At 65.2% G+C, this 23,425-nt stretch carries 19 protein-coding genes; 6 read left to right on the top strand and 13 right to left on the bottom strand.

All coding sequences use genetic code 11. The features are described 5' to 3' along the window. The first annotated feature begins 38 nt into the window (after positions 1-38). The gene (locus ACVISU_RS07675; RefSeq protein ID WP_456706510.1) at positions 39-1,550 is read left to right on the top strand and encodes an acetyl-CoA acetyltransferase; all 1,512 of its coding nucleotides are present in this window, start codon (positions 39-41) and stop codon (positions 1,548-1,550) included. Positions 1,551-1,803: 253 nt separating this feature from the next. Here the strand turns inward: ACVISU_RS07675 and ACVISU_RS07680 are convergent, their stop codons facing one another. From ACVISU_RS07680 to ltnD, 6 genes are all read right to left on the bottom strand, one after another. Continuing rightward, positions 1,804-3,006 (bottom strand): efflux RND transporter periplasmic adaptor subunit, encoded by a 1,203-nt coding sequence (locus tag ACVISU_RS07680; RefSeq protein WP_050406771.1) that lies wholly within the window; start codon positions 3,004-3,006, stop codon positions 1,804-1,806. Then, positions 2,993-6,172, bottom strand: coding sequence for an efflux RND transporter permease subunit (locus ACVISU_RS07685; RefSeq protein WP_456706511.1), 3,180 nt, complete (start codon positions 6,170-6,172; stop codon positions 2,993-2,995). Before ACVISU_RS07685 ends, ACVISU_RS07680 begins: the two co-directional genes overlap by 14 nt. A 386-nt stretch (positions 6,173-6,558) precedes the next feature. Beyond that, positions 6,559-8,250, bottom strand: a complete 1,692-nt coding sequence (locus ACVISU_RS07690; protein ID WP_456706512.1) for a methyl-accepting chemotaxis protein — start codon at positions 8,248-8,250, stop codon at positions 6,559-6,561. A 178-nt stretch (positions 8,251-8,428) separates the two neighbouring features. Continuing rightward, positions 8,429-9,715, bottom strand: coding sequence for a 3-oxo-tetronate kinase (otnK, locus tag ACVISU_RS07695; protein ID WP_456706513.1), 1,287 nt, complete (start codon positions 9,713-9,715; stop codon positions 8,429-8,431). Then, complete coding sequence (gene otnI, locus ACVISU_RS07700; RefSeq protein WP_456706514.1) at positions 9,712-10,494, bottom strand: 2-oxo-tetronate isomerase; 783 nt, start codon at positions 10,492-10,494, stop codon at positions 9,712-9,714. The genes otnK and otnI overlap by 4 nt, the downstream gene beginning before the upstream one ends. A 12-nt stretch (positions 10,495-10,506) precedes the next feature. Further along, positions 10,507-11,490: an L-threonate dehydrogenase gene (gene ltnD / locus ACVISU_RS07705; RefSeq protein WP_456706515.1), complete on the bottom strand. Its 984-nt coding sequence runs from the start codon at positions 11,488-11,490 to the stop codon at positions 10,507-10,509. A 41-nt stretch (positions 11,491-11,531) separates the two neighbouring features. On the opposite strand from ltnD, the gene otnC reads away from it, so the two are divergent. After that, on the top strand, positions 11,532-12,188 hold the full coding sequence (otnC, locus tag ACVISU_RS07710) for a 3-oxo-tetronate 4-phosphate decarboxylase (protein ID WP_456706516.1): 657 nt from the start codon (positions 11,532-11,534) through the stop codon (positions 12,186-12,188). Positions 12,189-12,378: 190 nt separating this feature from the next. On the opposite strand, the gene ACVISU_RS07715 is transcribed toward otnC, so the two are convergent. The 6 genes from ACVISU_RS07715 to ACVISU_RS07740 form a co-directional block, all read right to left on the bottom strand. Next, on the bottom strand, positions 12,379-13,083 hold the full coding sequence (locus ACVISU_RS07715; protein WP_063695218.1) for an ABC transporter ATP-binding protein: 705 nt from the start codon (positions 13,081-13,083) through the stop codon (positions 12,379-12,381). Further along, a complete protein-coding gene (locus ACVISU_RS07720; protein WP_050406779.1) occupies positions 13,067-13,798 on the bottom strand; it encodes an ABC transporter ATP-binding protein in 732 nt (243 codons plus the stop codon). The genes ACVISU_RS07715 and ACVISU_RS07720 overlap by 17 nt, the downstream gene beginning before the upstream one ends. Beyond that, positions 13,795-14,781 carry a branched-chain amino acid ABC transporter permease gene (locus tag ACVISU_RS07725; RefSeq protein ID WP_456706517.1) on the bottom strand — a complete coding sequence of 329 codons (987 nt, stop codon included), beginning with the start codon at positions 14,779-14,781 and terminating at the stop codon, positions 13,795-13,797. The genes ACVISU_RS07720 and ACVISU_RS07725 overlap by 4 nt, the downstream gene beginning before the upstream one ends. After that, complete coding sequence (locus tag ACVISU_RS07730; protein ID WP_050406780.1) at positions 14,781-15,659, bottom strand: branched-chain amino acid ABC transporter permease; 879 nt, start codon at positions 15,657-15,659, stop codon at positions 14,781-14,783. The genes ACVISU_RS07725 and ACVISU_RS07730 overlap by 1 nt, the downstream gene beginning before the upstream one ends. 31 nt (positions 15,660-15,690) lie before the next feature. Further along, positions 15,691-16,938 carry an ABC transporter substrate-binding protein gene (locus tag ACVISU_RS07735; RefSeq protein ID WP_050406781.1) on the bottom strand — a complete coding sequence of 416 codons (1,248 nt, stop codon included), beginning with the start codon at positions 16,936-16,938 and terminating at the stop codon, positions 15,691-15,693. 87 nt (positions 16,939-17,025) lie between these two features. Continuing rightward, complete coding sequence (locus ACVISU_RS07740) at positions 17,026-17,844, bottom strand: putative hydro-lyase (protein ID WP_456706518.1); 819 nt, start codon at positions 17,842-17,844, stop codon at positions 17,026-17,028. A gap of 120 nt (positions 17,845-17,964) precedes the next feature. Between ACVISU_RS07740 and ACVISU_RS07745 the strand changes: the two genes are divergently transcribed. The 3 genes from ACVISU_RS07745 to ACVISU_RS07755 all read left to right on the top strand — a co-directional run bounded on the left by ACVISU_RS07745 (position 17,965) and on the right by ACVISU_RS07755 (position 21,199). Further along, a complete protein-coding gene (locus ACVISU_RS07745; RefSeq protein WP_456706519.1) occupies positions 17,965-18,882 on the top strand; it encodes a LysR family transcriptional regulator in 918 nt (305 codons plus the stop codon). A gap of 123 nt (positions 18,883-19,005) precedes the next feature. Further along, the gene (locus ACVISU_RS07750; RefSeq protein WP_456710779.1) at positions 19,006-20,256 is read left to right on the top strand and encodes an allantoate amidohydrolase; all 1,251 of its coding nucleotides are present in this window, start codon (positions 19,006-19,008) and stop codon (positions 20,254-20,256) included. A 31-nt stretch (positions 20,257-20,287) separates the two neighbouring features. Further along, the gene (locus ACVISU_RS07755; RefSeq protein ID WP_456706520.1) at positions 20,288-21,199 is read left to right on the top strand and encodes an NAD(P)-dependent oxidoreductase; all 912 of its coding nucleotides are present in this window, start codon (positions 20,288-20,290) and stop codon (positions 21,197-21,199) included. A gap of 153 nt (positions 21,200-21,352) precedes the next feature. Here the strand turns inward: ACVISU_RS07755 and ACVISU_RS07760 are convergent, their stop codons facing one another. Further along, positions 21,353-22,429, bottom strand: a complete 1,077-nt coding sequence (locus tag ACVISU_RS07760) for a tartrate dehydrogenase (protein WP_050406785.1) — start codon at positions 22,427-22,429, stop codon at positions 21,353-21,355. 168 nt (positions 22,430-22,597) lie between these two features. Between ACVISU_RS07760 and ACVISU_RS07765 the strand changes: the two genes are divergently transcribed. After that, entirely contained in the window at positions 22,598-23,374 is a 777-nt protein-coding gene (locus ACVISU_RS07765; RefSeq protein ID WP_456706521.1) for an SDR family oxidoreductase, read from the top strand. Positions 23,375-23,425: the final 51 nt, after the last annotated feature.

Below are 23,425 nucleotides of genomic sequence, written 5' to 3' on the forward strand. Positions count from 1 at the left end.
AACCATCGAGTCCAATACCGCAGAGTGAAATAACAAGAATGTCGAACAGCATCCCCGAAGACCGCATTCCCGTCATCATCGGTGTCGGCGAGGTCGTCGATCGTCCGAAGGACATCGCCGCCGGCCTCGAGCCGCTCACCTTGCTGGAAGAGGCGCTGAAGCGCGCCGAGGCCGACAGCGGCGCAAAATTGCTCTCCGATGTGCAGTCGCTCGACGTCGTCAACTTCCTGAGCTGGCGCTACCGCGATCCGGAGAAGCAGCTCGCGCAGCGGCTCGGCATCGCGCCCGCGCATCTCTATTACGGCCCGGTCGGCGGCGAGAGCCCGATCCGCTATTTGCACGAGGCGGCGCAGCGCATCGCGCGCGGCGAATGCAGTGTTGCCGCGGTGTGCGGCGCGGAGGCGCAATCGACCGCGACCAAGGCTCAGCGCGCCGGCGTCGAGTTGCCGTGGACGCCGTTCGCCCATGACGTGGAGGAGCCGAAGCGCGGCGCCGCGTTCCAGAAGCCGCTTGCGGTTGCGCTCGGCGTGTTCCGGCCGATCACGGTCTACCCGCTCTATGAGTCCGCAACCTCTGCGCACTGGGGCCAGACGCCGCGCGAGGCGCTGAAAGAGTCGGGCGAGTTGTGGTCGACCTATGCACGCGTTGCCGCCGACAATCCGAACTCCTGGCTGAAGAAGCGCTTCACCGGCGACGAGATCACCACCGCGACCCCGGACAACCGGATGATCGCCTGGCCCTACACTAAGCTGATGGTGGCGAACCCGACGGTGAACATGGGCGGCGCGCTGATCCTGACCAGCCTTGCGAAAGCCCGCGCCGCCGGCGTGCCCGAGGACAAGCTGATCTATCCGCTCGGCGGCGCTTCGGCGGAAGAGCCGCGCGACTATCTGATCCGCGACCAGTTCGTCGAGAGCCACGCGCAGAATGCGGTGCTGAAGGCGGTGATGGACCTCGTCGGCGGCGACGGCAGGAAGTTCGACGCGATCGAGCTCTATAGCTGCTTCCCCTGCGTGCCGAAGATGGCGCGCCGGACGCTCGGCCTCGGCGCCGACGTGCAGCCGACCGTGACCGGCGGTCTGACGTTCTTCGGCGCGCCGCTCAACACCTACATGACGCATTCGGCCTGCGCGATGGTGCGCAAGCTGCGCGGCGGCGGCACGCTCGGCCTGCTCTACGGCCAGGGCGGCTTCGTCACCAAACACCATGGCCTCGTGCTGTCACGCGCGGCGCCGACCGCGGCACTCGAGCAGGACACGAGCGTGCAGGCGGAGGCCGATCGCAACCGCCGCAAGGTGCCCGACTTTACCGCCGATGCAGCGGGAAAAGGCAAGGTCGAGGCTTTCACCGTGATCTATCGCGCCAATGGCGAGGTCGAGCACGGCGTCACCGTGCTGCGCACCGAGGACGGCCGCCGCACGCTCGGCCGCATCCCCGCGAGCGACACGGCGACATTGGGATATCTGCAGGACCTCGACCGCACGCCGGTCGGCAGCACTGGCGACATCGTCACTGCGAGTGACGGCGTGCTGGAATGGCGGGTGGGTTAAAGCATGATCCGGAAAAGTGCGAAGCGGTTTTCCGAAAAGATCATGCTCAAACAAGGAGCTAAAGCGCGAAGGTGATTCAACCGAATCTCATCGCGCTTTAGCAGTTCTCCCTCGCCCCGCTCTTGCGCGGAGAGGGGCTGCTTCGGCGAGTTCTGAACATGGTTAGACCTGTACCACCTCACCCGGATCGCATCTGACGATGCGATCCGACCTCTCCCCGCAAGCGGGGCGAGGTAAGAGGGCGCCTTGCGCCCTACCCCTTCACGTCCTGCTTCTCGGACGCCGTCGTCGGCTTGCCCTTGGCGCCGGCGCCGGTGACGCGGACGTGGTCGCCGTCGGCGAGCCCGTCCGGCGGGGCGGTGATGATGCGGTCGTCGGGCGCGAGACCCGAGGCGACCTCGATCTCCTTGCCGAGGTCTCGGCCGATCTTCACGGTCTTGAACAGCACTTTGTCATCAGGGCTGACGGTCGCGACCCGCAGGCCGTTGCTGTTGAAGATCAGCGCGCTGGCGGGAATGCTGAGCGGCGAGGACTCGCGCTGCAAATTGAGCTTCACGCTCGCATAGCTGCCCGGCATCAGCTCGCCGGACGAATTGTCGAGCCCGAGCTGCATCCGCGTGGTGCCGGAGGCAACATCGACGGCCTGCGAGGAGGCCTCCACCGTCGCCTGGAAGCTGCGGTTCGGGTAATCCGGCAATGCCAGCGTGGCCTTGGCGCCGATCTTGATCGCCGGCACGTAGTTCTGCGGCACGTTGACATAGACGCGCAGCTTGGTGATGTCGGAAATCGTGAACATCGCGGGGCCCGAGCCGCCGCCGGCGTTGATCAGCGCGCCGACGTCGGTGTCGCGCGAGGTCACCACGCCATCGAACGGCGCCGTGATCTTCTTGTATCCGGCAAGCGCTTCCAGCCGCTCGACATTGGCCTGGCCGGCCTTGACCGCACCGTTCTTGTTGGAGAGGTCGGCGGTGCGCTCGTCGATCTCCTGGGCGGAGACGAAGTTCGAGGCGACGAGCGTCTTGCGCCGGTTCAGCGTGGCCTCGGACAGCTTGGCTGAGGCCTGAGCGCTGGCGAGATCGGCGCGCGCCTGCAGCAGTTGCTGGTCGAGGTCAGGCGCCTCGATCTCGGCGATCACCTGGCCGGCCTTGACGCGGGCGCCGATGTCGGCGTCCCAGTTCTTCAGATAGCCGGACACCCGGGCATAGATCGGCGCGCGGGAATAGGCCTCGAGCCGGCCCGGGAGATCGATCGTGGGGCTCAACGCCTTGGCGTTGGGTAGCGCCACCGCGACCGTCGGAATGGCTTGGTCATCGGTCCATTGCTTCAGCCGGTTGTCCTGCTCCTCACGGGCACGGATGCCGGTGCCGACGATCAGCCCGGCACCGACCAGTGCAACCACGCCGAAAATGCCCAATCTCCGGTGAGACACCGGTGGGCGCTGTTCAGTGGGCTGCATGCGGAATCTCCGATGAGGCGGCGGCTTTGGCGCCTTGCTTCTTGTGTACCATACTGAATACCACGGGAACAAACATCAGCGTCGCGAAGGTTGCAAAGATCAGGCCGCCGATCACGGCGCGGCCCAGCGGAGCGTTCTGCTCGCCGCCCTCGCCGAGTCCCAGCGCCATCGGCGCCATGCCGATGATCATGGCGAGCGCGGTCATCAGCACCGGGCGGAACCGGACGAATCCGGCCTCCAGCGCCGCCGCGACGGGATCGCCGAGCTCCTCGTAGCGCTCGCGGGCGAAACTGATCACCAGCACGCTGTTGGCGGTCGCAACGCCCATGCACATGATGGCGCCGGTGAGCGCCGGAACCGACAGCGTGGTCTCGGTCGTGAAAAGCATCCAGACGATGCCGGCGAGTGCGGCGGGCAACGCCGTGATGATCACGAACGGATCCGACCACGACTGGAAGTTCACCACGATCAGGAAGTAGATCAAGACGACCGCGCCGAGCAGCCCGAACAGCAGGCCTGTGAAGGCCGAGTTCATGGTCTGCACCTGACCGAGCAGCACCACGGACGAGCCCTTCGGCACCTCCTTGGCGGTGTCCGCGATCAGCTGACGCACGTCGGTGGCGACGCCGCCGAGATCGCGGCCCTGCGTCGTGGCGTAGATCTGCACCAGCGACTGGATGTCGTATTGCGAGACGACCGCGCTCGAGGTCGCGCGCTTGATGTCGGCGATGCCGCCGAGGATCGGCGCCTGGGTGTTGCCGGACGCGGTGATCGGCAGCGTCTGCAGCGCGCTCAGCGAGTCGATCTGGTACTGCGGCGTCTGCATCACGATCGAATAGGACACGCCGTTATCGGGATTGAGATAATAGGTCGGCGCGACCTGCGAGGAGCCGGCGAGGTTGACGACCAGCGCGTTGGTGACGTCGCGCTCGGTCAGACCGACATATTGCGCGCGGGTGCGGTCGACATCGATGTTGAAGGTCGGGTTGTTCGGCGACTGCTGGATCCGCGCGTCGGCGATGCCGGGAATCCGCTTGATCTTCGCCAGCAGCTTGTTGGCATAGGCGTAGTTGGCCTCGAGATTGGCGCCGCGGATCTGCAGGTCGATCGGCGCCGGCGCGCCGAAGTTCAGGATCTGGCTGACGATGTCGGCCGGCAGGAAGGAGAAACTGGTGCCCGGGAACAGCCGCGGCAACTGCTCACGCAGCGTGCGCACATGCTGCTCGGTCGGCCTGTGACCTTCCTTCAGCTTGATCTGGATGTCGGCATCCTGCGGGCCGATCACGCCGGTGTTGTTGTAGGTCAGGTTGATGCTGGAGATCGGCATGCCGATGTTGTCGGTCATGGTCTCGATCTCGCCCGGGATCAGCTTGCGGATCGCCTTCTGGACATCCGCCATCTGGTTGGCGGTCTCCTCGACGCGGGTGCCGACCTGGGTGCGCACATGCATCAGGATGTTGCCGGCGTCGACCGCCGGGAAGAAGTTGCGCCCCAGGAAGGGCACCAGCAGGAACGACGCCGCGACGATCGCGAGGAAGCCGCCGACGAACACCTTGCGATGGCCGAGCGCCATATCAAGCAGCCCGCGGTAGCCGGCGCGAATGCGCTCGAACCGCGCCTCGAAGCCACGCTGGAACCAGACGAAGGGATTGCGCGACTTCGGCGGCGGCCCGTCGTGATGCACATGCGCCTGCAGCAGGTAGTTCGCCATGGTCGGCACCAGGGTGCGCGACAGGATGAACGACCAGATCATCGCAAACATCACGGCTTCGGCCATCGGCACGAACAGGAAGCGCGCGACGCCGGTCAGGAAGAACATCGGCACGAACACGATGCAGATGCAGAGCAGCGAGACGAAGGCCGGCGTCACGATCTGGTTGGCGCCGTCGAGGATCGATTGCTCGACCGGCTTGCCCTGCTCCAGATGGTAATTGATGTTCTCGATCGTCACCGTGGCGTCGTCGACCAGGATGCCGACCGCGAGCGCGAGGCCGCCGAGCGTCATGATGTTGAGCGTCTCGCCGATCGCCGACAGCATGATGATGGCACCGAGCACCGACAGCGGGATCGAGACCGCGATGATGACGGTGGAGCGCCAGCTGCCGAGGAACAGCAGGATCATGACGCTGGTCAGCAGCGCGGCGATCACGCCTTCGAAGGCGACGCCGGTGATCGCGCCGCGGACGAACACCGACTGGTCGCCGACGAAGCCGATCTTCAGCGCGTCGGGCAGCTGGTCCTTGACGTCGATCACCTTCTGCTTGATGCCGGCAATGATATCGAGCGTCGAAACCGCGCCGGCCTTCAGCACCATCATCAGCACCGAACGATTGCCGTCGACGTGAACGATGTTGGTCTGCGGCGGGTTGCCGTCGCGGACGGTGGCGACGTCGCGCACATAGACCATGGCACCGTTGACGGTCTTGATCGGCAGGTCGCCGAGCTCCTCGATGCGGAGCGGCGAGTTGTTCAGGTTGATGGTATATTCGAAACTGCCGATCTTCTGGGTGCCGACCGGCGTGATCAGGTTCTGCGCAGCGAGCGCATTGGCGACATCCTGGCCCGACAGGCCGCGCGCCTGCAGGGCGGTCGAATTGAGGTCGATCTGGATCTGGCGCTGCTTGCCGCCATAGGGATAGGGGATCGCGGCTCCGGGCACCGTGACCAGCGGCGTGCGCAATTGGTTGATGCCGATGTCGGCGAGGTTCTGCTCCGTGAGGCCGTCACCCGACAGCGCGACCTGAATGATCGGAACCGTCGAGGCGCTATAGTTGAGGATCAGCGGCGGGGTCGCGCCCGGCGGCAGCTGCTTGAGCAGGGTCTGGGCGATCGCGGTGACCTGCGCGTTGGCGGTGCGGATGTCGACATTGGGCTGGAAGAAGATCTTGACGATGCCGATGCCGTTATAGGAGTTCGCAACGATGTGCTCGATGTCGTTGACCGTCGTGGTCAACGTACGCTCGAAGGGCGTGGTAATGCGTCCGGACATCTGGTCCGGCGGCAAGCCGGTGTACTGCCAGGCCACGCCGATCACGGGAATGCGGATCTCGGGAAAGATGTCGGTCGGCGTGCGCAGTGCTGCCAGCGGTCCGATGATCAAAAGCAGGATCGCGAGCACGACGAAAGTATATGGCCGGCTCAGCGCGATACGAACCAGTGCGATCATAAAACCAGCATTCCCGAAATGAAGCCCGCCCAGGCAGAGGAATCGGCACTGCAAAAGCCGTTCCGCAGCGGCCGATTTACCCGATGCCGGGCAAAACGCCAACCTGTGGAGCCGCGACGGCCTTCACTTCCTTGGCATAGTGCGTGAAGTCGTGCGCTCCGATCGGGTACGCCGCGCACCGTGCCGCCGATCGCGCTGGGATCATCGTCAGAAAAGAGACAGTCCTGCTGCGAACAGGCGCTGGCCGAGCACGCCGTTTCGGCTGTCAGGAGGCTAACGCATCGCTGCCCTGCAAAAATGCAAAACGTGGTGAGCCGGTCGGCTCACCACGCCTGGATCGGTTGCCCCGACAACGATGTCTGTATGGCCCGACCGGCGACGCCGGATCAGGCCGCGCGGACGGCCTCAAGGAACCTGCCGACTTCGAGCTTGAGGCGGTTGCTGTCACCCGAGAGCGACTGTGCCGCCGATAGCACCTGGGTCGAAGCCGAGCCGGTTTCGTTGGCGCCGTGTTGCACGTCGGTGATGTTGGCCGAGACCTGCTGGGTGCCCTGCGCCGCCTGCTGCACGTTGCGGGAAATCTCCTGCGTCGCCGCGCCCTGCTCTTCGACCGCGGCGGCGATGGTGGACGAGATCTCCGACAGCCGCTCGATGGTCGACGAGATCTCCTTGATGGCGCCGACCGACTCCTGAGTTGCGGTCTGGATGCCGGCGATCTGCTGACCGATCTCGCCGGTCGCCTTCGCGGTCTGCTCAGCCAGCGCCTTGACCTCGGACGCCACGACCGCGAAGCCGCGGCCCGCCTCGCCGGCGCGCGCCGCCTCGATGGTGGCGTTCAGCGCCAGCAGGTTGGTCTGGCCGGCAATCGTGTTGATCAGTTCGACGACGTCGCCGATGCGCGCGGCAGCCTTCGACAATTCGCTGACGCGATCGTTGGTGGTTCGCGCCTGGCCGACGGCGTCGCCCGCCATCCGCGCCGACTCCTGCACTTGACGGCTGATCTCGGTCACCGACGACGACAGCTCTTCGGTCGCCGACGCGACCGACTGGACGTTGGTCGAGGCCTCCTCGGACGCCGCGGCAACCGAGGTGGTCAATTCCTGCGAACGCCTTGCGGTCGACGACAGCGTAGCGGCCGAGGCTTCGAGCTGGGTCGAGGCCGACGACACGGTCTGCACGATCTCACCGATCATCTGCTCGAAATTGCGGGTGATGGTATCGACGCGGCGACCGCGCTCGATCTTGGCCTCGGCGTCGGCCGCTGCGGCCTCATCCGCCGCCCTCTTGGCGATCAGCGCCTCCTTGAACACCTGCAGCGTGTCGGCCATGGCGCCGATCTCGGTCTTTTCGCCCTGGTGCGGCACCTCGGCGGTCAGGTCGCCGCGGCCCAGCGCCTGCATCGGGCTCACGATCGAGGCGATGCCCGACGAGATGTCGCGGACGGTGTAGAAGCTGACGCCGACACTGATCAGGATGGCAACGCCGAGCAAGATGGCGACCATCATCAGTGCCGAGCCGTAATTGCTGGCGGCATCCTGCGCGGCCTTTTCGGCTCCGATGTTGTTGAGCTCGATGTCCTTGTTCAGGATCTCATCGGCCTCGAGACCGATCTTGTTCACAACCTTGGTGTTGAGCTCGTGCGCCTCATGCGGAAGTTTGCCGACTTCCTTGCGCGACAGGCTCATCACTTCCTCGGTGCCCTTGCGGTACTTGTCCCAGGTGTCGGACCACTGCCGGTAGAGCGCCCGCTCTTCGGGTGAGGTGATCATCGGCTCGTACCTGGCGCGCGCCTTTGTGTTCATCTCGACGACGCCGGCGAGCGTCTTTTCGGCGGCCAGCTTCTCTTCCAGCGTTTCCGAGAGCATGTGTTCGCGGATCACGTTGCGGTAGGTGATGACGCCGGCGCGCAGCTCGCCGAGCACGCGCACGCTCGGCAACCAGTTGGTCGTGATGTCGACGGTGCTGGCGTTGATCGCCCGCATATTCCAGACTGCAAGCAGGCCCATGCCCGTCAGCGCGACAAGCAGGAACGCAACCGCGGCAATGATCTTGGCGCGGATCGAGAATTTGGCGAACATCGTGGGGTCTCTTGGGTGCCGGGCTCGCGAGGCCCGTTCGTGCGGAAGGAAGGCTGGTGGCGCGGCGGTGCGCCGCAGATATCAAAGCCAGCCCCCCTCCTTAAGTAGGGTTAATTTGGCTCACCGTTGAACTACGGAGATATCAGTCATCAGCCCGACATGACGCGCGACAGGCGCATCAAGGCATCAATGCGAGCGCATCCGAGAAGAATTCCGGCCCGCCGAAATTGCCTGATTTCAGGGCAAGCACCATCTGGCCTTCTCCAGCGCCGACCGCCCGCAGAACCGGCACGCCCGCAGCGATTTCCGCCCCGACCAGGAATCCCGGGATACCCAGGCGATCGACCACGGCGCCTGAAGTTTCACCACCGGCGACCACCAGCCTGCGCACGCCCGACTGCACCAGCCCCTCCGCGAGGTCTGCCATCGCCTGCTCGATCGCATGTCCGGCTGCATCACGGCCATGACGGGATTGCAGAGCAGCCACCTCGTCCGGCGTCGAACTGCTGGCGATCAGGATTGGACCCGCCCCGAGGCGCTCCTTCGCCCAGGCGAGCGCGCGCTGCGCCTCGTCCCTGCCGGCGATGAGCTGCTCGGGATCGAGGTGCAGCACCGGCATCACCTTCTCGGCGCTGGCGATCTGGCGCAGCGTCGCCTGCGAGCAACTGCCGGCGAGGCAGGCGGCCGGCCCGCCGATCGCGGCGCTGGTCAAAGCATTCACGGCAGCCGATTTGGCCTTGCCAGCGGCCAGCGTCCGCGCCAATCCAAGCCCGATGCCGGAGGCGCCGACCGACAGACCGTGATCGAGCGCTACCTGCCCGATGGTCTCAAGATCGCGGTCGAATACCGCATCGACAACAGCAGCGCCGACGCCAGCGCGCACGAGCTCGGCGAGCTTCGCCCGAACCGCATCCGCACCACGGCTCAGCGTCGCCAGATCGACCAGGCCGACCTTGTTCTTGCTCTGGCGCGCCAGCACGCGGACCAGATTGGAATCATGCATCGGGTTGAGCGGATGGTCCTTCAGCGGGCTCTCGTTCAGCGGCACCGAGCCGACGAACAGATTGCCCTGATAGACGGTGCGGCCGGTTTCCGGGAACGCCGGCGTCACCAGCACGATGGCGTCTTTCGAATCGGCGCGCAGCGCGTCCATCACCGGACCGATATTGCCGGCATCGGTGGAATCGAAGGTCGAGCAGATCTTGAACAGGATATGCCCGGCGCCCCGGTCGCGCAGCCAGGCTTCCGCCGCGCGCGAACGCGCCACCGCGAGGCCGGCCTCGATCGAACGGCTCTTCAGCGACACCACGACGGCGTCGACCTCCGGCAGCGCGAGATCGTCCGCAGGCACGCCGATGGTCTGCACCGTGCGCAGGCCGGCGCGGGTCAGCGTGTTGGCGAGGTCGGAGGCGCCCGTATAGTCGTCGGCGATGCAGCCGAGCGACAGCTTTCCGGCTTGCGTCACGGCTTCACTCCGGCATAGGGCTTGAACCAGGCGAGACCATCGGTGGTCTTGCCGCGCGGATTATATTCGCAGCCGACGAAGCCGTTATAACCGAGCCGGTCCAGCTCGCCGAACAGGAACGGATAGTTCAGCTCCTCGCCGTCCGGCTCGTTGCGCGAGGGGATCGAGGCGATCTGGATGTGGCCGATGATCGGCATCATCTCACGCAGCCGCATCGTGACGTCGCCATGGATGATCTGGCAGTGATAGATGTCGAACTGCAGCTTGAGATTTGGAATCTTCAGCTCGTTGATCAGGTCGTACGCGAAGTTGAAATCATTGAGGAAGTAGCCGGGCACATTGCGCGGATTGATCGGCTCGATCACGACGTCGAGGTCGTGCGGCGCGAAGAACTCCGCGGCGGTCGCGACGGATTTGTAGAAGGCCTCCACTGCGCGTCGATCACTGCGGTCGGCAATACCTGCCATCAGATGCAGGCGCTTGACGCCGGTCGCCTGCGCATAAGGCAGCGCGGTCTTCAGGCTCGCTTGCAGATCGGCGAAGCGATCCGGCAGCGCCGCAAATCCCTTCTCGCCGGCGTTCCAGTCGCCCGGCGGCAGGTTGAACAGCGCCTGCGTCAGCCCGGCGGCCTTCAGCCGTTTGCCGACCTCCTCGGCCGGATGGTCGTACGGAAACAGGAACTCGACCGCGGTGAAGCCCGCTTTCGCCGCCGCGTCGAAGCGGTCGAGGAACGGGACCTCGTTGAACATCATGGTGAGGTTGGCGGCAAAGCGGGGCATTTTTCGATCCTCCTATTTCGCGCCGGGAAGCTTGGTGCCGGTGACCTGCGCATACATCCGCGCCACCGACGCATCGTCGTCGCGGCCCATGCCGGCCGCCGACGTCATCAGGAACATCTGCAACGCCGCGGCCGACACCGGCACCGGAAAGCGTGCATTGCGCGCCATGTCCTGGATGATGCCGAGGTCTTTCACGAAAATCTCCACCGCGCTGCGCGGCGCATAGTCGCCGTCGAGCACATGCGGCATCCGGTTCTCGAACATCCAGGAATTGCCGGCGGAGGCCGTGATCACCTCATAGACCTTTCGGATGTCGAGGCCTTGCTTGGCGGCAAAGGCGATCGCCTCCGAAGCAGCCGCGATGTGCACGCCGGCCAGCAATTGATTGATCATCTTGAACGCGGCGCCCTGCCCTGCCGCATCGCCGAGCTCGTAGAGCTTTGCGGCCATCGCATCCAGCGCCGGCCTCGCCTTCGCAAACGCCGCCGCACTGCCGGAGGCCAGAATCGTCAATTCGCCCTGCGCCGCGCGCTGCGCGCCGCCGGAGATCGGCGCATCGAGATAGTGCCGCGCGGTCGCCTCCAGCTGCTTGGCCAGCCGCCGCGCGATATCGGGATCCATCGTCGCCGAGGAGATAAAGACCGCGTCCCTGGCCAGGGTCTCGGCGACGCCGTCCTTGCCGAACAGGATCGCCTCGGTCTGCGCCGCATTGACGACGACGCTGACGACGATGTCGGCGTCGTTGGCCGCCTCGGCCGGCGTTTTCGCGCCCCTGCCGCCGTCGGCCACGAAGCGGGCGACGGCATCGGCCGAGACATCGCAGCCGGTCACGACGAAACCGGCGCGCTTGAGCGAGGTCGCCATGCCGTATCCCATCGAGCCCAGCCCGATGACGGCGACGTGCGGTGTTGCGGAACTGGACATGCGGCGATCCCTCGAACGTTCTTGGCTGCTTTGACGCTTGCCTATCACGGCTTGGCCGTGCTGCCAAAGCATGAGACAACGCGGAAAATGGATGGCTCAAGGAGCGGCACCGGATGAGCGAGACAAAGCTTCGTGAAGACATCTGCCGCTTCGGCCGCTCGCTGTTCGAACGCGGGCTGACGCCGGGCTCCTCGGGCAATATCAGCGTCCGGCTCGAGGACGGCGGTTGGCTGGTGACGCCGACCAACGCTTCGCTCGGCTTCCTGGATCCCGCGAAAATGTCGCGGCTCGACGGCAATGGCCGCCTCGTCTCCGGCGATGCCCCGACCAAGGAGGTGCCGCTGCATACCGCGCTCTACCAGACGCGCGCCAGCGCCGGTGCGGTGGTGCATCTGCACTCGACCCATTCGGTCGCGCTCTCGATGCTGCCCGAGATCGACCCGCGCGCCGCGCTGCCGGCCATGACCGCCTATTACGTCATGAAATGCGGCGAGACCGCGCTGGTGCCCTATTATCGCCCCGGCGACCCCGCCGTCGCCGACGCGATCCGGGGGCTGGCCGGCAAATATTCATCGGTGCTGCTCGCCAATCACGGCCCGGTCGTCTCCGGCGACACGCTGGAAGCGGCGGTATTCGCGACCGAGGAGCTGGAGGAAACCGCCAAGCTCTATCTGCTGCTGCGCGGGCTGAACCCGCGGTATCTTTCGCCCGAACAGGTGGCGGATCTGACGAAAGTGTTTGGGCTGACGCTGCCGGAGCATGGGCACTAGCGCTTCCTCGGGTCGCGCTGACGCGCACATCGACGTCGTCCTGAGGTGCGCGCCCTCGCGCGCCTAAGGATGAGCCGCGAGCGCTGCTGTAACCCCATCCTTCGAGGCTCGCTCCGCTTGCACCTCAAGCGGCAAAGGCTTTGCCTTTGCGCGGGGATGACGCCCGTGTTTACGGCGGCATCGTCAACGATCAGAGCCCGAGATACGCCTTGCGGACGTCGGGATTGCCGGTGATCTCGGCCGCGGTGCCCTGCATCAGCACGCGGCCGGTTTGCAGGATGTAGGCGCGGTCCGCAATCTCCAGGCACTCGGCCATGCGCTGCTCGACGATCAGGACCGTCATGCCGGCGTCGCGGATGCGCTTCACGGCCTGGAAGATCTCATCGACCAGCTTCGGCATGATGCCCTGCGACGGCTCGTCGAGCATCAGAAGCCGAGGCCGCGTCATCAGCGCGCGGCCGATCGCGAGCATCTGCTGCTCGCCGCCGGACAAGGTCTCCGCACGCTGCTCGAGCCGTTCGCCGAGCCGCGGGAACAGATTGAACACCAGATCGAGCGGCGCATCGCGGTCGGATTGGCTGCGATAGAGATAGCTGCCGAGCCGCAGATTGTCGCTTACCGACAGCCGCGGAAACAGCCGGCGGTTCTCCGGCACGAAGGCAATGCCGCCGGCGGTGATGACGTGCTGCGGCTGGCCGTCGATGCGCTTGCCATCGAAGGTGACGGTGCCGGCGCGCGGACGCTCGGCGCCGGCGATCGATTTCAGCAGCGTCGACTTGCCCGCGCCGTTGGCGCCGGCGACGCAGACGATCTCACCCTTGGTGACGTCGATCGACACCGAGGAGATCGCAACCAGGCCCTGATAGGCGGTGGTGACTTCACGCACCGACAGCATGACGATCCCCGAGATAGGCGGAAATGACTTCCGGATTGCGGACGACCTCGGTCGGCTTGCCTTCGACCAGCACCTTGCCGAGGTTGAGGACGATGGCGCGATCGACCAGCGGCATCACGATTTCCATCACGTGCTCGACCATCAGCACGGTGACGCCGGTGGCGCGCACCTTGCGCACCAGCTCGACGCCAGTCTGCGCCTCGACCGGCGTCAGCCCGGTCAGCACCTCGTCGAGCAGCAGCAGCTTCGGTTCGGTCGCCAGCGCACGGGCAACCTCGAGCCGGCGCTTCTCCGACGGGACGAGATCGGCGGCTAGCTTGTCGGCGCGCGCCGCAAGTCCGCAGAACTCCAGCACCTCATAGGCCTTCTGCCGCGCGATCCGCATCTTGGTGTTGCGGATCAGCGCCCCGACGATGACGTTGTCGATCACGGTCATGGTCTCGAAGCTCTTGACCACCTGGAAGGTGCGCCCGACGCCGCGCTGGCAGCGCTCGGCCGCCGGCAGCTTTGTCACGTCCTCGCCGTCGAAGAGGATCGAGCCCTGGGTGGGCGGCAGCACGCCCGCGATCAGGTTGAACAACGTCGACTTGCCGGCACCGTTCGGGCCGATCAGGCCGACGATCTCGCCGCGCCCGACCGAGATCGAGACGTCGCTGTTGGCGACGAGGCCGCCGAAGCGCTGCCAGACGCCGCGAGTCTCCAGCAGTGCCGTCATCGTGCGGCCTCCTTGCGCCCGGAGAGCATGCCGAACACGCTGACCAGCCCCTTCGGCAGAGCCAGCGAGATCGCAACGATCAGCGCGCCATAGACGATCAGGTCGACGCCGCGGCCGGAGCCGCCGACGAAGGATCGCGTCAGTTCGGTGAGCGGGATCAGGATCACCGCGCCGAGCACCGGCCCCCACAGCGTGCCGATACCGCCGAGCACCGCGGGCAGCGCCATCAACAGCGAAAACTGGAAGCCCATCACGCTCTCGGGATCGATATAGGAGACGAACTGGGCGTAGAAGCTGCCGCCGACGGCAACGAGGAACGCGGAGACCGCCGCCGCGCCCATCTTGGAATTGAACACGACCACGCCGAGGCTCTCGGCAGCGTCGGGATTGTCCTTCACCGCGCGCCACCAGTAGCCCCATTTGGAATCTTCCAGCCACCAGGTGACGAGCCAGGCGATGCAGGCCAGCGCCAGCGCAAAATAGAAGTAAGGCAGCTTCGAGCGAGCGAACTGGAATTTCAGCCAGCTGTCGCCGCGCACCGGGATATCGATGCCGAGCGCCGCGCCCGCCCAATCCCAATTCTGGATCAGGAGCAGCGCGATCTCGGCGATCACGATGGTCGCGATCACGAAATAATGCCCGCGCAGGCGGAAGCAGGGATAGCCGAGCGCCATCGCGATCACGGCGGAGATCGCCCCGCCCGCCAGCATGCCGAACCACGGCAGCACGCCGAACTTGGTGAACAAGAGCGCGGTGGTGTAGGCCCCGAGCCCGAAATACAGCGCATGGCCGAGCGATATCTGTCCGCAATAGCCAGACAAGATGTTCCAGCTCTGCGACAGCGCGGCATACATCAGGGTCAGGACCATGATGTTCTGGACGTAGACGTCCTTGACGAACAGCGGCACCAGGGCTGCGACCGCCGCAAGGCAGGCCGCCACGATCAGGTCACGCCTGCGGCGTTGGGCGAAGTGGGTGTCCATCACAACGATCCGAACAGGCCGCGCGGGCGGACGAAGACGACGAGCAAATAAACGGCGTAGATGCCGACCGATTTCAGCGACGGCGGCAGGATCATCGCGGTGGTCGCCTCCACGAGGCCGACGATGATGCCGCCGGCAAAGGCGCCGAACACGCTGCCGAAGCCGCCGAGCGCCACGGTGACGTAGGCGATCAGTGCAAACGACGCGCCGACGTCGGGATAGATGTAGAAGAAGATCGCCATGATGGCGCCGGCGAGACCGACCAGCGCTGCGCCGAGCCCCCAGCCGAGCGCGAACACCCGGTTCTTGTCGATGCCGACGAGGGCCACCGCGCCGGCATCCTCGCGCGTCGCCTCCAGCGCACGGCCGAAATCGGTGCGATTGATGAAGAAGTAGAGCGCGACGAAGGCCGCGATCGACAGCATCGCGCCGATCAGCTGCGGCTCCGGCAGATAGATCCCGGCGATCGAGATCGTCTTGCCGCCGACCCAGGAATTGGTGACGCTGCGATAGTCGGGCGTGAAGAAGAACTGGGCGAGGCCGCGCATCACGATCGCAAGGCCGAAGGTCGAGAAGATCTGCACCATGCCGGCATTGGCCTTGGCGCGCATCGCGAAGCGGACCACCAGCAGGTAGACCACTGCGCCGAACACGAACAATGCCGCGGCGACCAACGGCGCCGCGAGCAAGGGATCGATCGCGAAGAACGCGAACAGGAAGAAGGTCGCGTACATCGCGATCATCAGGAACTCGCCGTGCGCGAAGTTCACGACGTCCATCAATCCGAAGATCAATGCGAGGCCTGCGGCGATCAGTCCGTAGAGCAGCCCCATCAGGAGCCCGCTCGCCAAACTCTGGATAATGGTCTCGGCTGTCACCGTCGTCTGCCCCCCTCTAGCGTCCGACCGATCAGCTGTTCATCGGCCAGATCGCCTCGGAGACAGCGGCCTGTTCCGGGAAGATCGTCACGAAGTTCTTCGCGGTGTATTGCAGCAGCACCGGATCGGCGAAATTGTTCTGCCCCATCTCGTCGAACTTGACGCGACGCCACGGCATGATGGTCACGTCGCCCGGCATGTCGGTGGCGACCAGCGCCTCGCGGATCTTGTCGCCGTCGGTCGACTTGGCGCGATTGACGGCATCAGCCATGATGATGAGACCCATGAACTGGCGCGAGGTGTAGTCGTTGAAGTCCTTGCCGGACTTGGCGCGGTACATCTCGTTGATCAGGCCGACCATCGGACGCTTCTGCGCGAGGTCGAGCGAGAAGCTGCCGCGCGAGATCACGCCCTCGAGCTTGTCGCCGACCGCGTCATAGGTGGCCTTCTCCGAGAAGCCGGCGTCCTGCGCCATGATGTTCTTCGGCTTGTAGCCGAGCTCGGCCATGGTCTTGACCAGCAGGATCGCGTCGGTGGTGTAGCTCGACGGCATCAGCACGTCGGCATTGGCCGCCTTGAGCTGCTGCACCTCGGCGGTCAGCGACGGCGAGTTGGCACGGTACTTGATGTCGGCCACGATCTTGTAGCCGCGCTCGGCGGCGAGCTTGGTCTGGGCGTTCGCCGAATCGGTGCCGAAGATGGTGTCCTCGTGGAACAGCGCCAGCGTTTCGATCTTCTGGCCCTTCTTCTTCAGCGCATCGAAGAAGTCGAACATCGCAGCCGAGAACATCTCGTCGTGCGGCGAGGCGCGGAAATAGTATTTCAGGCCGCGGCGATGCAGGCTCGGCGAGGAATTGTCGGCCGAGATGAACGGCACGCCGTAGCGCTCGCAGGTCTGGCTGACGGTGACGGCAACCGCGCTCTGATAGGTACCGACGACGGCGCAGACCTTCTCCTGGGTGATCAGCCGCTCGGTCTCGGCGCGGCCCTTCTGCGGATCGGCTTGATGGTCGGCGAACACGAGCTTGACCTTGGCGCCGCCGAGGCCGGACAGGCCCTCGCCCTTGGCGAGCGGCAGCGCGAAATCATGGTTCTTGTTGATGATGTCGGCGGCGGTGTTGAAGGCATGCTGCGCGTCGACGCCGATCGCGGCGCTGGAGCCGGACAACGGATAGATCACGCCGATTGCAACTTCGCTCGTTTGCGCGCGCGCGGCCATCGGACCGAGCGCAGCGGCGGCGGTAGCACCCAGCAATACGTTACGGCGAGAGATCGTCATCGCAATTCCCCTTAGGTCAGCTTGTTATTATCGATGTGACGCTTGTAGCGCGCAGTAAAGCCTCAATGAATTGCACGAATTGCCTATTCAGAGCACAGCCAACTGCTTGTTCCTGAGATCGGTCACCAGCATCAGGCCCGGCGAATGCGTGATCGCGAACGGCAGCTTCGCACTTGCGATCACCGATTGCGGCGTGACGCCACAGGCCCAGAACACCGGGATCTCGTCATCGGCCACCGGCACTGCATCGCCATAGTCGGGCCTGGCGATATCCTTGATGCCGATCGCATGCGGGTGACCGAGATGAACCGGGGCGCCGTGCACCGACGGGAAGCGCGAGGTGATCTGCACCGCGCGGATCGCATCCGCCGGCTTGAACGGGCGCATCGACACCACCATCGGTCCCGCGAACGGCCCCGACGGCTGGCAGGCGATGTTGGTCCGATACATCGGCACACGCAGGTTGCGTTCGATGTGACGGATCGGCAGCCCGTCCTCCAGCAGCGCTTCCTCGAACGAATAGGAGCAGCCGAGTACGAAGGTGACGAGATCGGCGGGCCAGTATTTGGTGATGTCGGTCGGCTCGTCGGCCACCTCGCCGTCGCGCCAGACCCGATAGCGCGGCACATCGGTGCGGATGTCGAGGTCGAGGCCGAGCGCCGGGATGCGGGGATCGCCGACGTCAGACATGCCGATGATCGGGCACGGTTTCGGATTGAGCTGGCAGAAGCGGTGGAAGGCGCCGGCCAGCTTCTCCGGCAGGATCGCCAGGTTGCCCTGGACGAAACCGTTGGCGAGACCGGCCGTTGTGGCCGAGGCCATGCCGTTGCGGCAGGCGCGCCGCGCTTCGACGCTCGCCAGCACCGGTTCCCCCTGAGATCGCTGCACTGCCGCAAAAACAGTCATGGGATTCTCCTGCCCATAATCTCGACAAGGACAAACCAACACCAAGCGTGATATAATGTCTAATCGTCCTTTCTAATCAAAATCGATAAATATAATTTATCGATCGGGGATACGCTTCCAATGACGGACTTCCGCTCGATCGAAACCTTCCTCTGGGTCGTCAAGCTCGGCAGCTTCCGCGGCACCGCCCAGCGGCTCAACACCACCCAGCCGGCAATCTCGCAGCGCATCGCCCAGCTCGAGCGCGAGATGGGCGTCAAGCTGCTGAACCGGGATCACCGGGTGGCCTCGCCGACGCCGAGCGGAAGGCTGATGATGACCTACGCCGAGAAGCTGATCGGGCTGCGCTCGGAGATGATGGCGGAGGTCGGCGACCGTTCGGCGATGCGCGGCGCGCTGCGGCTCGGTGTCGCGGAGACCATCGTGCACACCTGGCTGCCGCGGCTGGTCAAGAGCGTCAACGAGATCTACCCGAACCTGTCGCTGGAGATCGAGGTCGACATCACGCCGAACCTGACCCCGCGGCTGCTGGCGCAGGAGATCGAGCTCGCCTTCGTGCTCGGGCCGGTCTCGGCGTCCGGCGCGCACAATCATGTGCTGTGCGATTACCCGATCGGCTTCCTGGCGAGCCCGTCGCTCGGTCTCGGCCCCGGCCCGGTGGCGCGGCGGGACCTGGCGCGGTTTCCGATCATCACATTTCCGCGCAAGACCCAGCCTTACGAGACCGTGCGCGCGCTGTTCAATGCCCCCGATCTGCCGCCGATCCGGCTGCACGCCTCGACCTCGCTCGCGACCGTGATCCACATGGCCAACGAAGGCCTTGGCATTGCGGTGATTCCGTCGGCGATCGTCGAGAACGAGCTTGCCGACGGCCGCCTGCAACTGCTCGATACCGACCTCAAGCTGCCGCCGCTCACCTTCACCGCGAACTGGCTCGCCTCCCCCGATGCGGTCGCCATCGAGCGTGTCGCCCATCTCGCCAGGCAGATCGCGCAAGCGAGCGTAGCGGTTGACGCGATGGAAGCGGCGCGCCATTGAACGAGTGCCGGATATGAACTGTCATTCCGGGGCGATGTGCCAGCATCGAACCCGGAATCTCGATATCCCGGGTCTGGTCCTTCGGACCATCCCGGAATGACCGACCACAAATGGAATGTCAGCATGAGCCGAGCCGCCACCAACCTGCAGATCGATTCCGCCCGCCTCTGGGGCACCATCCACGAAACCGCGCAGTTCGGTGCAACGCCAAAGGGCGGCGTGCGGCGGCTGACCCTCAGCGCCGAGGACAAGCAGGTCCGCGACTGGTTCCGCAAAGCGTGCGAGGACGCCGGCCTCGACGTGCAGGTCGATGCGCTCGGCTCGATGTTCGGCTTGAGAAAGGGACGGGACATGTCCAAGCCGCCGATCGGCGTCGGCTCGCATCTCGACACCCAGCCGACCGGCGGCAAATATGACGGCATCCTCGGCACATTGGCCGGGCTCGAACTGGTGCGCACGCTCAACGATGCAGGGATCGAGACCGAGCTGCCGATCTGCATCTGCAACTGGACCAACGAAGAGGGCTCGCGCTTCGCACCGGCGATGATGGCGTCGGCCGCCTATGTCGGCGATTTCACCACCGACGACATTCTGTCGCGCAAGGACGCCGAAGGCGTCACGGTGGCGCAGGCGCTGGACTCGATCGGCTATCGCGGCGATGCCCCGGTCGGCCGGCAAAAGTTCACTAGCTTCGTCGAGCTGCATATCGAGCAGGGCCCGATCCTGGAAGCCGAGGGCAAGACCATCGGCGTGGTCGATTCCGGCCAGGGCGTGCTGTGGTACGACGGCAAGATCACCGGCTTCGAGAGCCATGCCGGCTCGACCCCGATGCCGCTGCGCCGCGACGCGCTGGCGACGCTGTCGGAGATCGTGCTGGCGATGGAGAGCATCGCCAAAAAGCATGGCCCGAAGGCGGTCGGCACCATCGGCGAGGCGGTGATCGCCTCGCCCTCACGCAACGTCATCCCCGGCGAGATCGCCTTCACGGTGGATTGCCGCAGCGCCGATGCCGCGATCATGGACGCGCTGGACCGCGACCTGCGTGCCGCGGTCGCCGAGATCGCAGCAAGACGCAAGGTCGAGGTGCAGCTTGATCTGGTCTGGCGCAAGGCGCCGACGCATTTCGATCCGAAGCTGGTCGACGCCGTGGAGAACGCGGCAACGCAGCTCGGCTATTCGCACCGCCGCATCACCTCCGGCGCCGGCCACGACGCCTGCAACCTCAACACGGTGATGCCGGCGGCAATGGTGTTCGTGCCCTGCAAGGACGGCATCAGCCACAACGAGCTGGAAGACGCCACGCAGGCCGATTGCGCCGCCGGCGCCAACGTCCTGATGCATACGGTGCTGGCGCTCGCCGGCGTCGCATCCTGATCATCCACGTCTCCCTTTGATGGAGGTTTTCGTGCGCGCAGTGTTTGTCGACGCCAATGAATCGCTCGCTGTCATCACGGAGCGATTGGAAAAGCCCGGCGATCCCAGGATGCGGATCAACCGCAATCCGGACATCAAGCCGGAGGATTATCCGGCGGTGCTCGACGGCGCCGAGATCGCGGTGGTCGATCACACCGCGCTGCCGACCGACGTGGCAAGGAAGTGCGCCGGCCTCAAGCACGTCGTGTTCCTCGGCACCGGCGCGCGCAGCTACATGAACCCGGAAGAGCTCGCTGAGCTCGGCATCTCCGTGCATCTGATCAAGGGCTATGGTGACACCGCGGTCGCGGAGTCCGCGATCGCGCTGATGTGGTCGTCGGCGCGGGTGATCGCGCAGATGGACCGCGAGATGCGCGCCGGCAACTGGCTGCGCGAGGACGGCATGCAGCTGACCGGCAAGACGCTCGGCCTGGTCGGCTTCGGCGGCATCGCCGCCGAGGTCGCGCGCATCGCGCTCGGCAGCGGCATGAAGGTGATCGCCTGGAACCGGTCGCCCAAGAGCCATCCGGGCGTCGAATTCACCGAACTCGACACCGTGCTGGCGAACAGCGACGTGGTCTCGATCCATCTGCTCTTGAACGACGAGACCCGCGGCCTGATCACGCGCGACAAGATCGCGAAGATGAAGCAGGGCGTGGTGCTGATCAACACCGCGCGCGGCGCGATCGTCGACGAGCAGGCGATGATCGATGCGCTCAACTCGGGCCACATCCGCCACGCCGGGCTCGACGTCTACAACATCGAACCGCTGCCGAAGGATCATCCGCTGACGAGGATCCCGAACGTGACGCTGTCGGCGCATTCGGCGTTCCGCACGCCGGAAGCGAGCGAGAACCTGATCCACGCGGCATGGGAGCATTGCCGGCGGATCGTGAAGGGGTAGGATCGGCCTTCTTTCCCTTCTCCCCTTGTGGGAGAAGGTGGCGCGGACGCAGTCCGCGACGGATGAGGGGTTTGTATCCGCGGAAAGATACCCCTCACCCCGCTTCGCTGCGCGAAGCGACCCTCTCCCACAAGGGGAGAGGGTGACATCAGCCTAATCCACCATCTCCGCCACCGCCTTGCCGCACGCCGTGGTATCGGCGTTGCCGCCGAGGTCGCGGGTGCGCAGCGTTCGTTCGCCGAGCGTGCGCTCGATCGCGCCGACGATGGCGCTAGCGGCCTGCTTCTCGCCGAGATGCTCCAGCATCATCGCGCCGGACCAGATCATGCCAATCGGATTGGCGATGCCTTGCCCGGCGATGTCGGGCGCCGAGCCGTGCACCGGCTCGAACACCGAGGGAAAATTGCCTTCCGGATTGATGTTGCCCGACGGCGCGATACCGATGGTGCCGGTGCAGGCCGGGCCGAGGTCGGAGAGAATGTCCCCGAACAGGTTGGAGCCGACCACGACGTCGAACCAGTCCGGATGCAGCACGAAATTCGCGGTGAGAATGTCGATGTGGTACTTGTCCCACTTCACACCCGGATACTTCCTGGCCATCGCCTCCACGCGCTCGTCCCAATAGGGCATCGTGATCGAGATGCCGTTCGACTTGGTCGCCGAGGTCAGATGTTTCTTCGGCCGCGACTGCGCCAGATCGAACGCGAATTTCAGGATGCGGTCGACGCCAATGCGGGTCATCACCGTCTGCTGGGTGACGAATTCGCGGTCGGTGTCCGGGAACATGCGGCCGCCGACCGAGGAGTATTCGCCCTCGGTGTTCTCGCGCACCACCCAGAAATCGATGTCGCCGGGCTTGCGGTTCGCCAGCGGCGACGGCACGCCGGGCATCAGCCGCACCGGACGCAAATTGACGTACTGGTCGAATTCGCGGCGGAACTTGATCAGCGAGCCCCACAGCGAGATGTGATCCGGGATCTTGGCCGGCCAGCCGACCGCGCCGAAATAGATCGCATCATGCTTGCCGATCTGGTCCTTCCAGTCGGCCGGCATCATCTCGCCGTGCTTCTCGTAATAGTCGTAGGAGGCGAAGTCGAAATGATCGAACTTGACGTCGACGCCATGCTTCTTCGCCGCCGCCTCGATGACGCGCAGGCCCTCCGGCATCACCTCCTTGCCGATGCCGTCACCGGGAATGACCGCAATCCGATACTGCTTCTTGCTGCTCATCGAGAACACCCTTGTGATTTGCTCGGCCGGCAATGCCGCCTATGCTGATGGTCCTGCAATGGACCAAACTTCGCGCGAGCGCAACGCTGCAGTGCAGTGTTGACCGCGGCGCGACCCTGCCCCACCAATTTCGCCGACATTCGCTCCTCATACCGAACGAGACATCCCATGGATCTGCATCTGCGCGGCAAACGTGTCCTGATCACCGGCGCCTCCAAGGGCATTGGCGCGGCCGCCGCCGAAGCCTTTGCCGAGGAAGGCGTCAATCTGCTGCTCGCCGCTCGCAACGGCGAGCAATTGAAGGCGCTGGCCGAGCGGCTGCGCTCGGCACATCAGATCGATGCGGCGATCAGCGTCGTCGACCTGCGCAAATCGGAAGATCTGGCGCGATTGGCAAGAGAGGCTGCCGATATCGACATCCTCGTCAACAACGCCGGCGACATCCCGGGCGGCTCGATCGACAAGATCGACGAGGCGACCTGGCGGCATGCCTGGGAGCTCAAGGTGTTCGGCTATGTCAATCTGACGCGCGCGATCTATGCCCAGATGAAGGCGCGCGGCGGTGGCGTGATCGTCAACGACATCGGCGCGGCCGGCGAGAAGTTCGACGCCAATTACATCTGCGGCAGCGCCGGCAATGCGGCGCTGATGTCGTTCACCCGCGCGCTCGGCGGCAAGAGCCTCGCCGACAACATCCGCGTCGTCGGCATCAACCCCGGCCCTGTCGGCACCGACCGCCACGTCACGCTGCTCAAGACCCGCGCCAAGAACCAGTTCGGTGACGAGAGCCGCTACAAGGAATTCCAGAAGGGCCTGCCGCTCGGCCGCCCCGCGCATGCGCGCGAGATCGGCGACCTGATGGCGTTCCTGGCCTCCGATCGCGCGGGCTATACGTCGGGCGTGATCTACACGGTGGACGGCGGGCTGACGTCGGGGTGGGGTTAGGCGCGCTCTCCGTCATTGCGAGCGAAGCGAAGCAATCCATGCAGAAGCAAT

The organism is Bradyrhizobium sp. USDA 4452, assembly GCF_054063575.1.

Excerpts from the sequence above, each read along its gene's own strand:
- ACVISU_RS07720 (WP_050406779.1), bottom strand. The coding sequence starts at position 13,798 with ATGACGGCACTGCTGGAGACTCGCGGCGTCTGGCAGCGCTTCGGCGGC.
- otnC (WP_456706516.1), top strand. The coding sequence starts at position 11,532 with ATGAGCGAGACAAAGCTTCGTGAAGACATCTGCCGCTTCGGCCGCTCG.
- ACVISU_RS07690 (WP_456706512.1), bottom strand. The coding sequence starts at position 8,250 with ATGTTCGCCAAATTCTCGATCCGCGCCAAGATCATTGCCGCGGTTGCG.
- ACVISU_RS07715 (WP_063695218.1), bottom strand. The coding sequence starts at position 13,083 with ATGCTGTCGGTGCGTGAAGTCACCACCGCCTATCAGGGCCTGGTTGCG.
- ACVISU_RS07760 (WP_050406785.1), bottom strand. The coding sequence starts at position 22,429 with ATGAGCAGCAAGAAGCAGTATCGGATTGCGGTCATTCCCGGTGACGGC.
- ACVISU_RS07735 (WP_050406781.1), bottom strand. The coding sequence starts at position 16,938 with ATGACGATCTCTCGCCGTAACGTATTGCTGGGTGCTACCGCCGCCGCT.
- ACVISU_RS07680 (WP_050406771.1), bottom strand. The coding sequence starts at position 3,006 with ATGCAGCCCACTGAACAGCGCCCACCGGTGTCTCACCGGAGATTGGGC.
- ACVISU_RS07740 (WP_456706518.1), bottom strand. The coding sequence starts at position 17,844 with ATGACTGTTTTTGCGGCAGTGCAGCGATCTCAGGGGGAACCGGTGCTG.
- ACVISU_RS07685 (WP_456706511.1), bottom strand. The coding sequence starts at position 6,172 with ATGATCGCACTGGTTCGTATCGCGCTGAGCCGGCCATATACTTTCGTC.
- ltnD (WP_456706515.1), bottom strand. The coding sequence starts at position 11,490 with ATGCTTTGGCAGCACGGCCAAGCCGTGATAGGCAAGCGTCAAAGCAGC.
- ACVISU_RS07745 (WP_456706519.1), top strand. The coding sequence starts at position 17,965 with ATGACGGACTTCCGCTCGATCGAAACCTTCCTCTGGGTCGTCAAGCTC.
- ACVISU_RS07675 (WP_456706510.1), top strand. The coding sequence starts at position 39 with ATGTCGAACAGCATCCCCGAAGACCGCATTCCCGTCATCATCGGTGTC.
- ACVISU_RS07750 (WP_456710779.1), top strand. The coding sequence starts at position 19,006 with ATGAGCCGAGCCGCCACCAACCTGCAGATCGATTCCGCCCGCCTCTGG.
- ACVISU_RS07725 (WP_456706517.1), bottom strand. The coding sequence starts at position 14,781 with ATGGACACCCACTTCGCCCAACGCCGCAGGCGTGACCTGATCGTGGCG.
- otnI (WP_456706514.1), bottom strand. The coding sequence starts at position 10,494 with ATGCCCCGCTTTGCCGCCAACCTCACCATGATGTTCAACGAGGTCCCG.
- ACVISU_RS07765 (WP_456706521.1), top strand. The coding sequence starts at position 22,598 with ATGGATCTGCATCTGCGCGGCAAACGTGTCCTGATCACCGGCGCCTCC.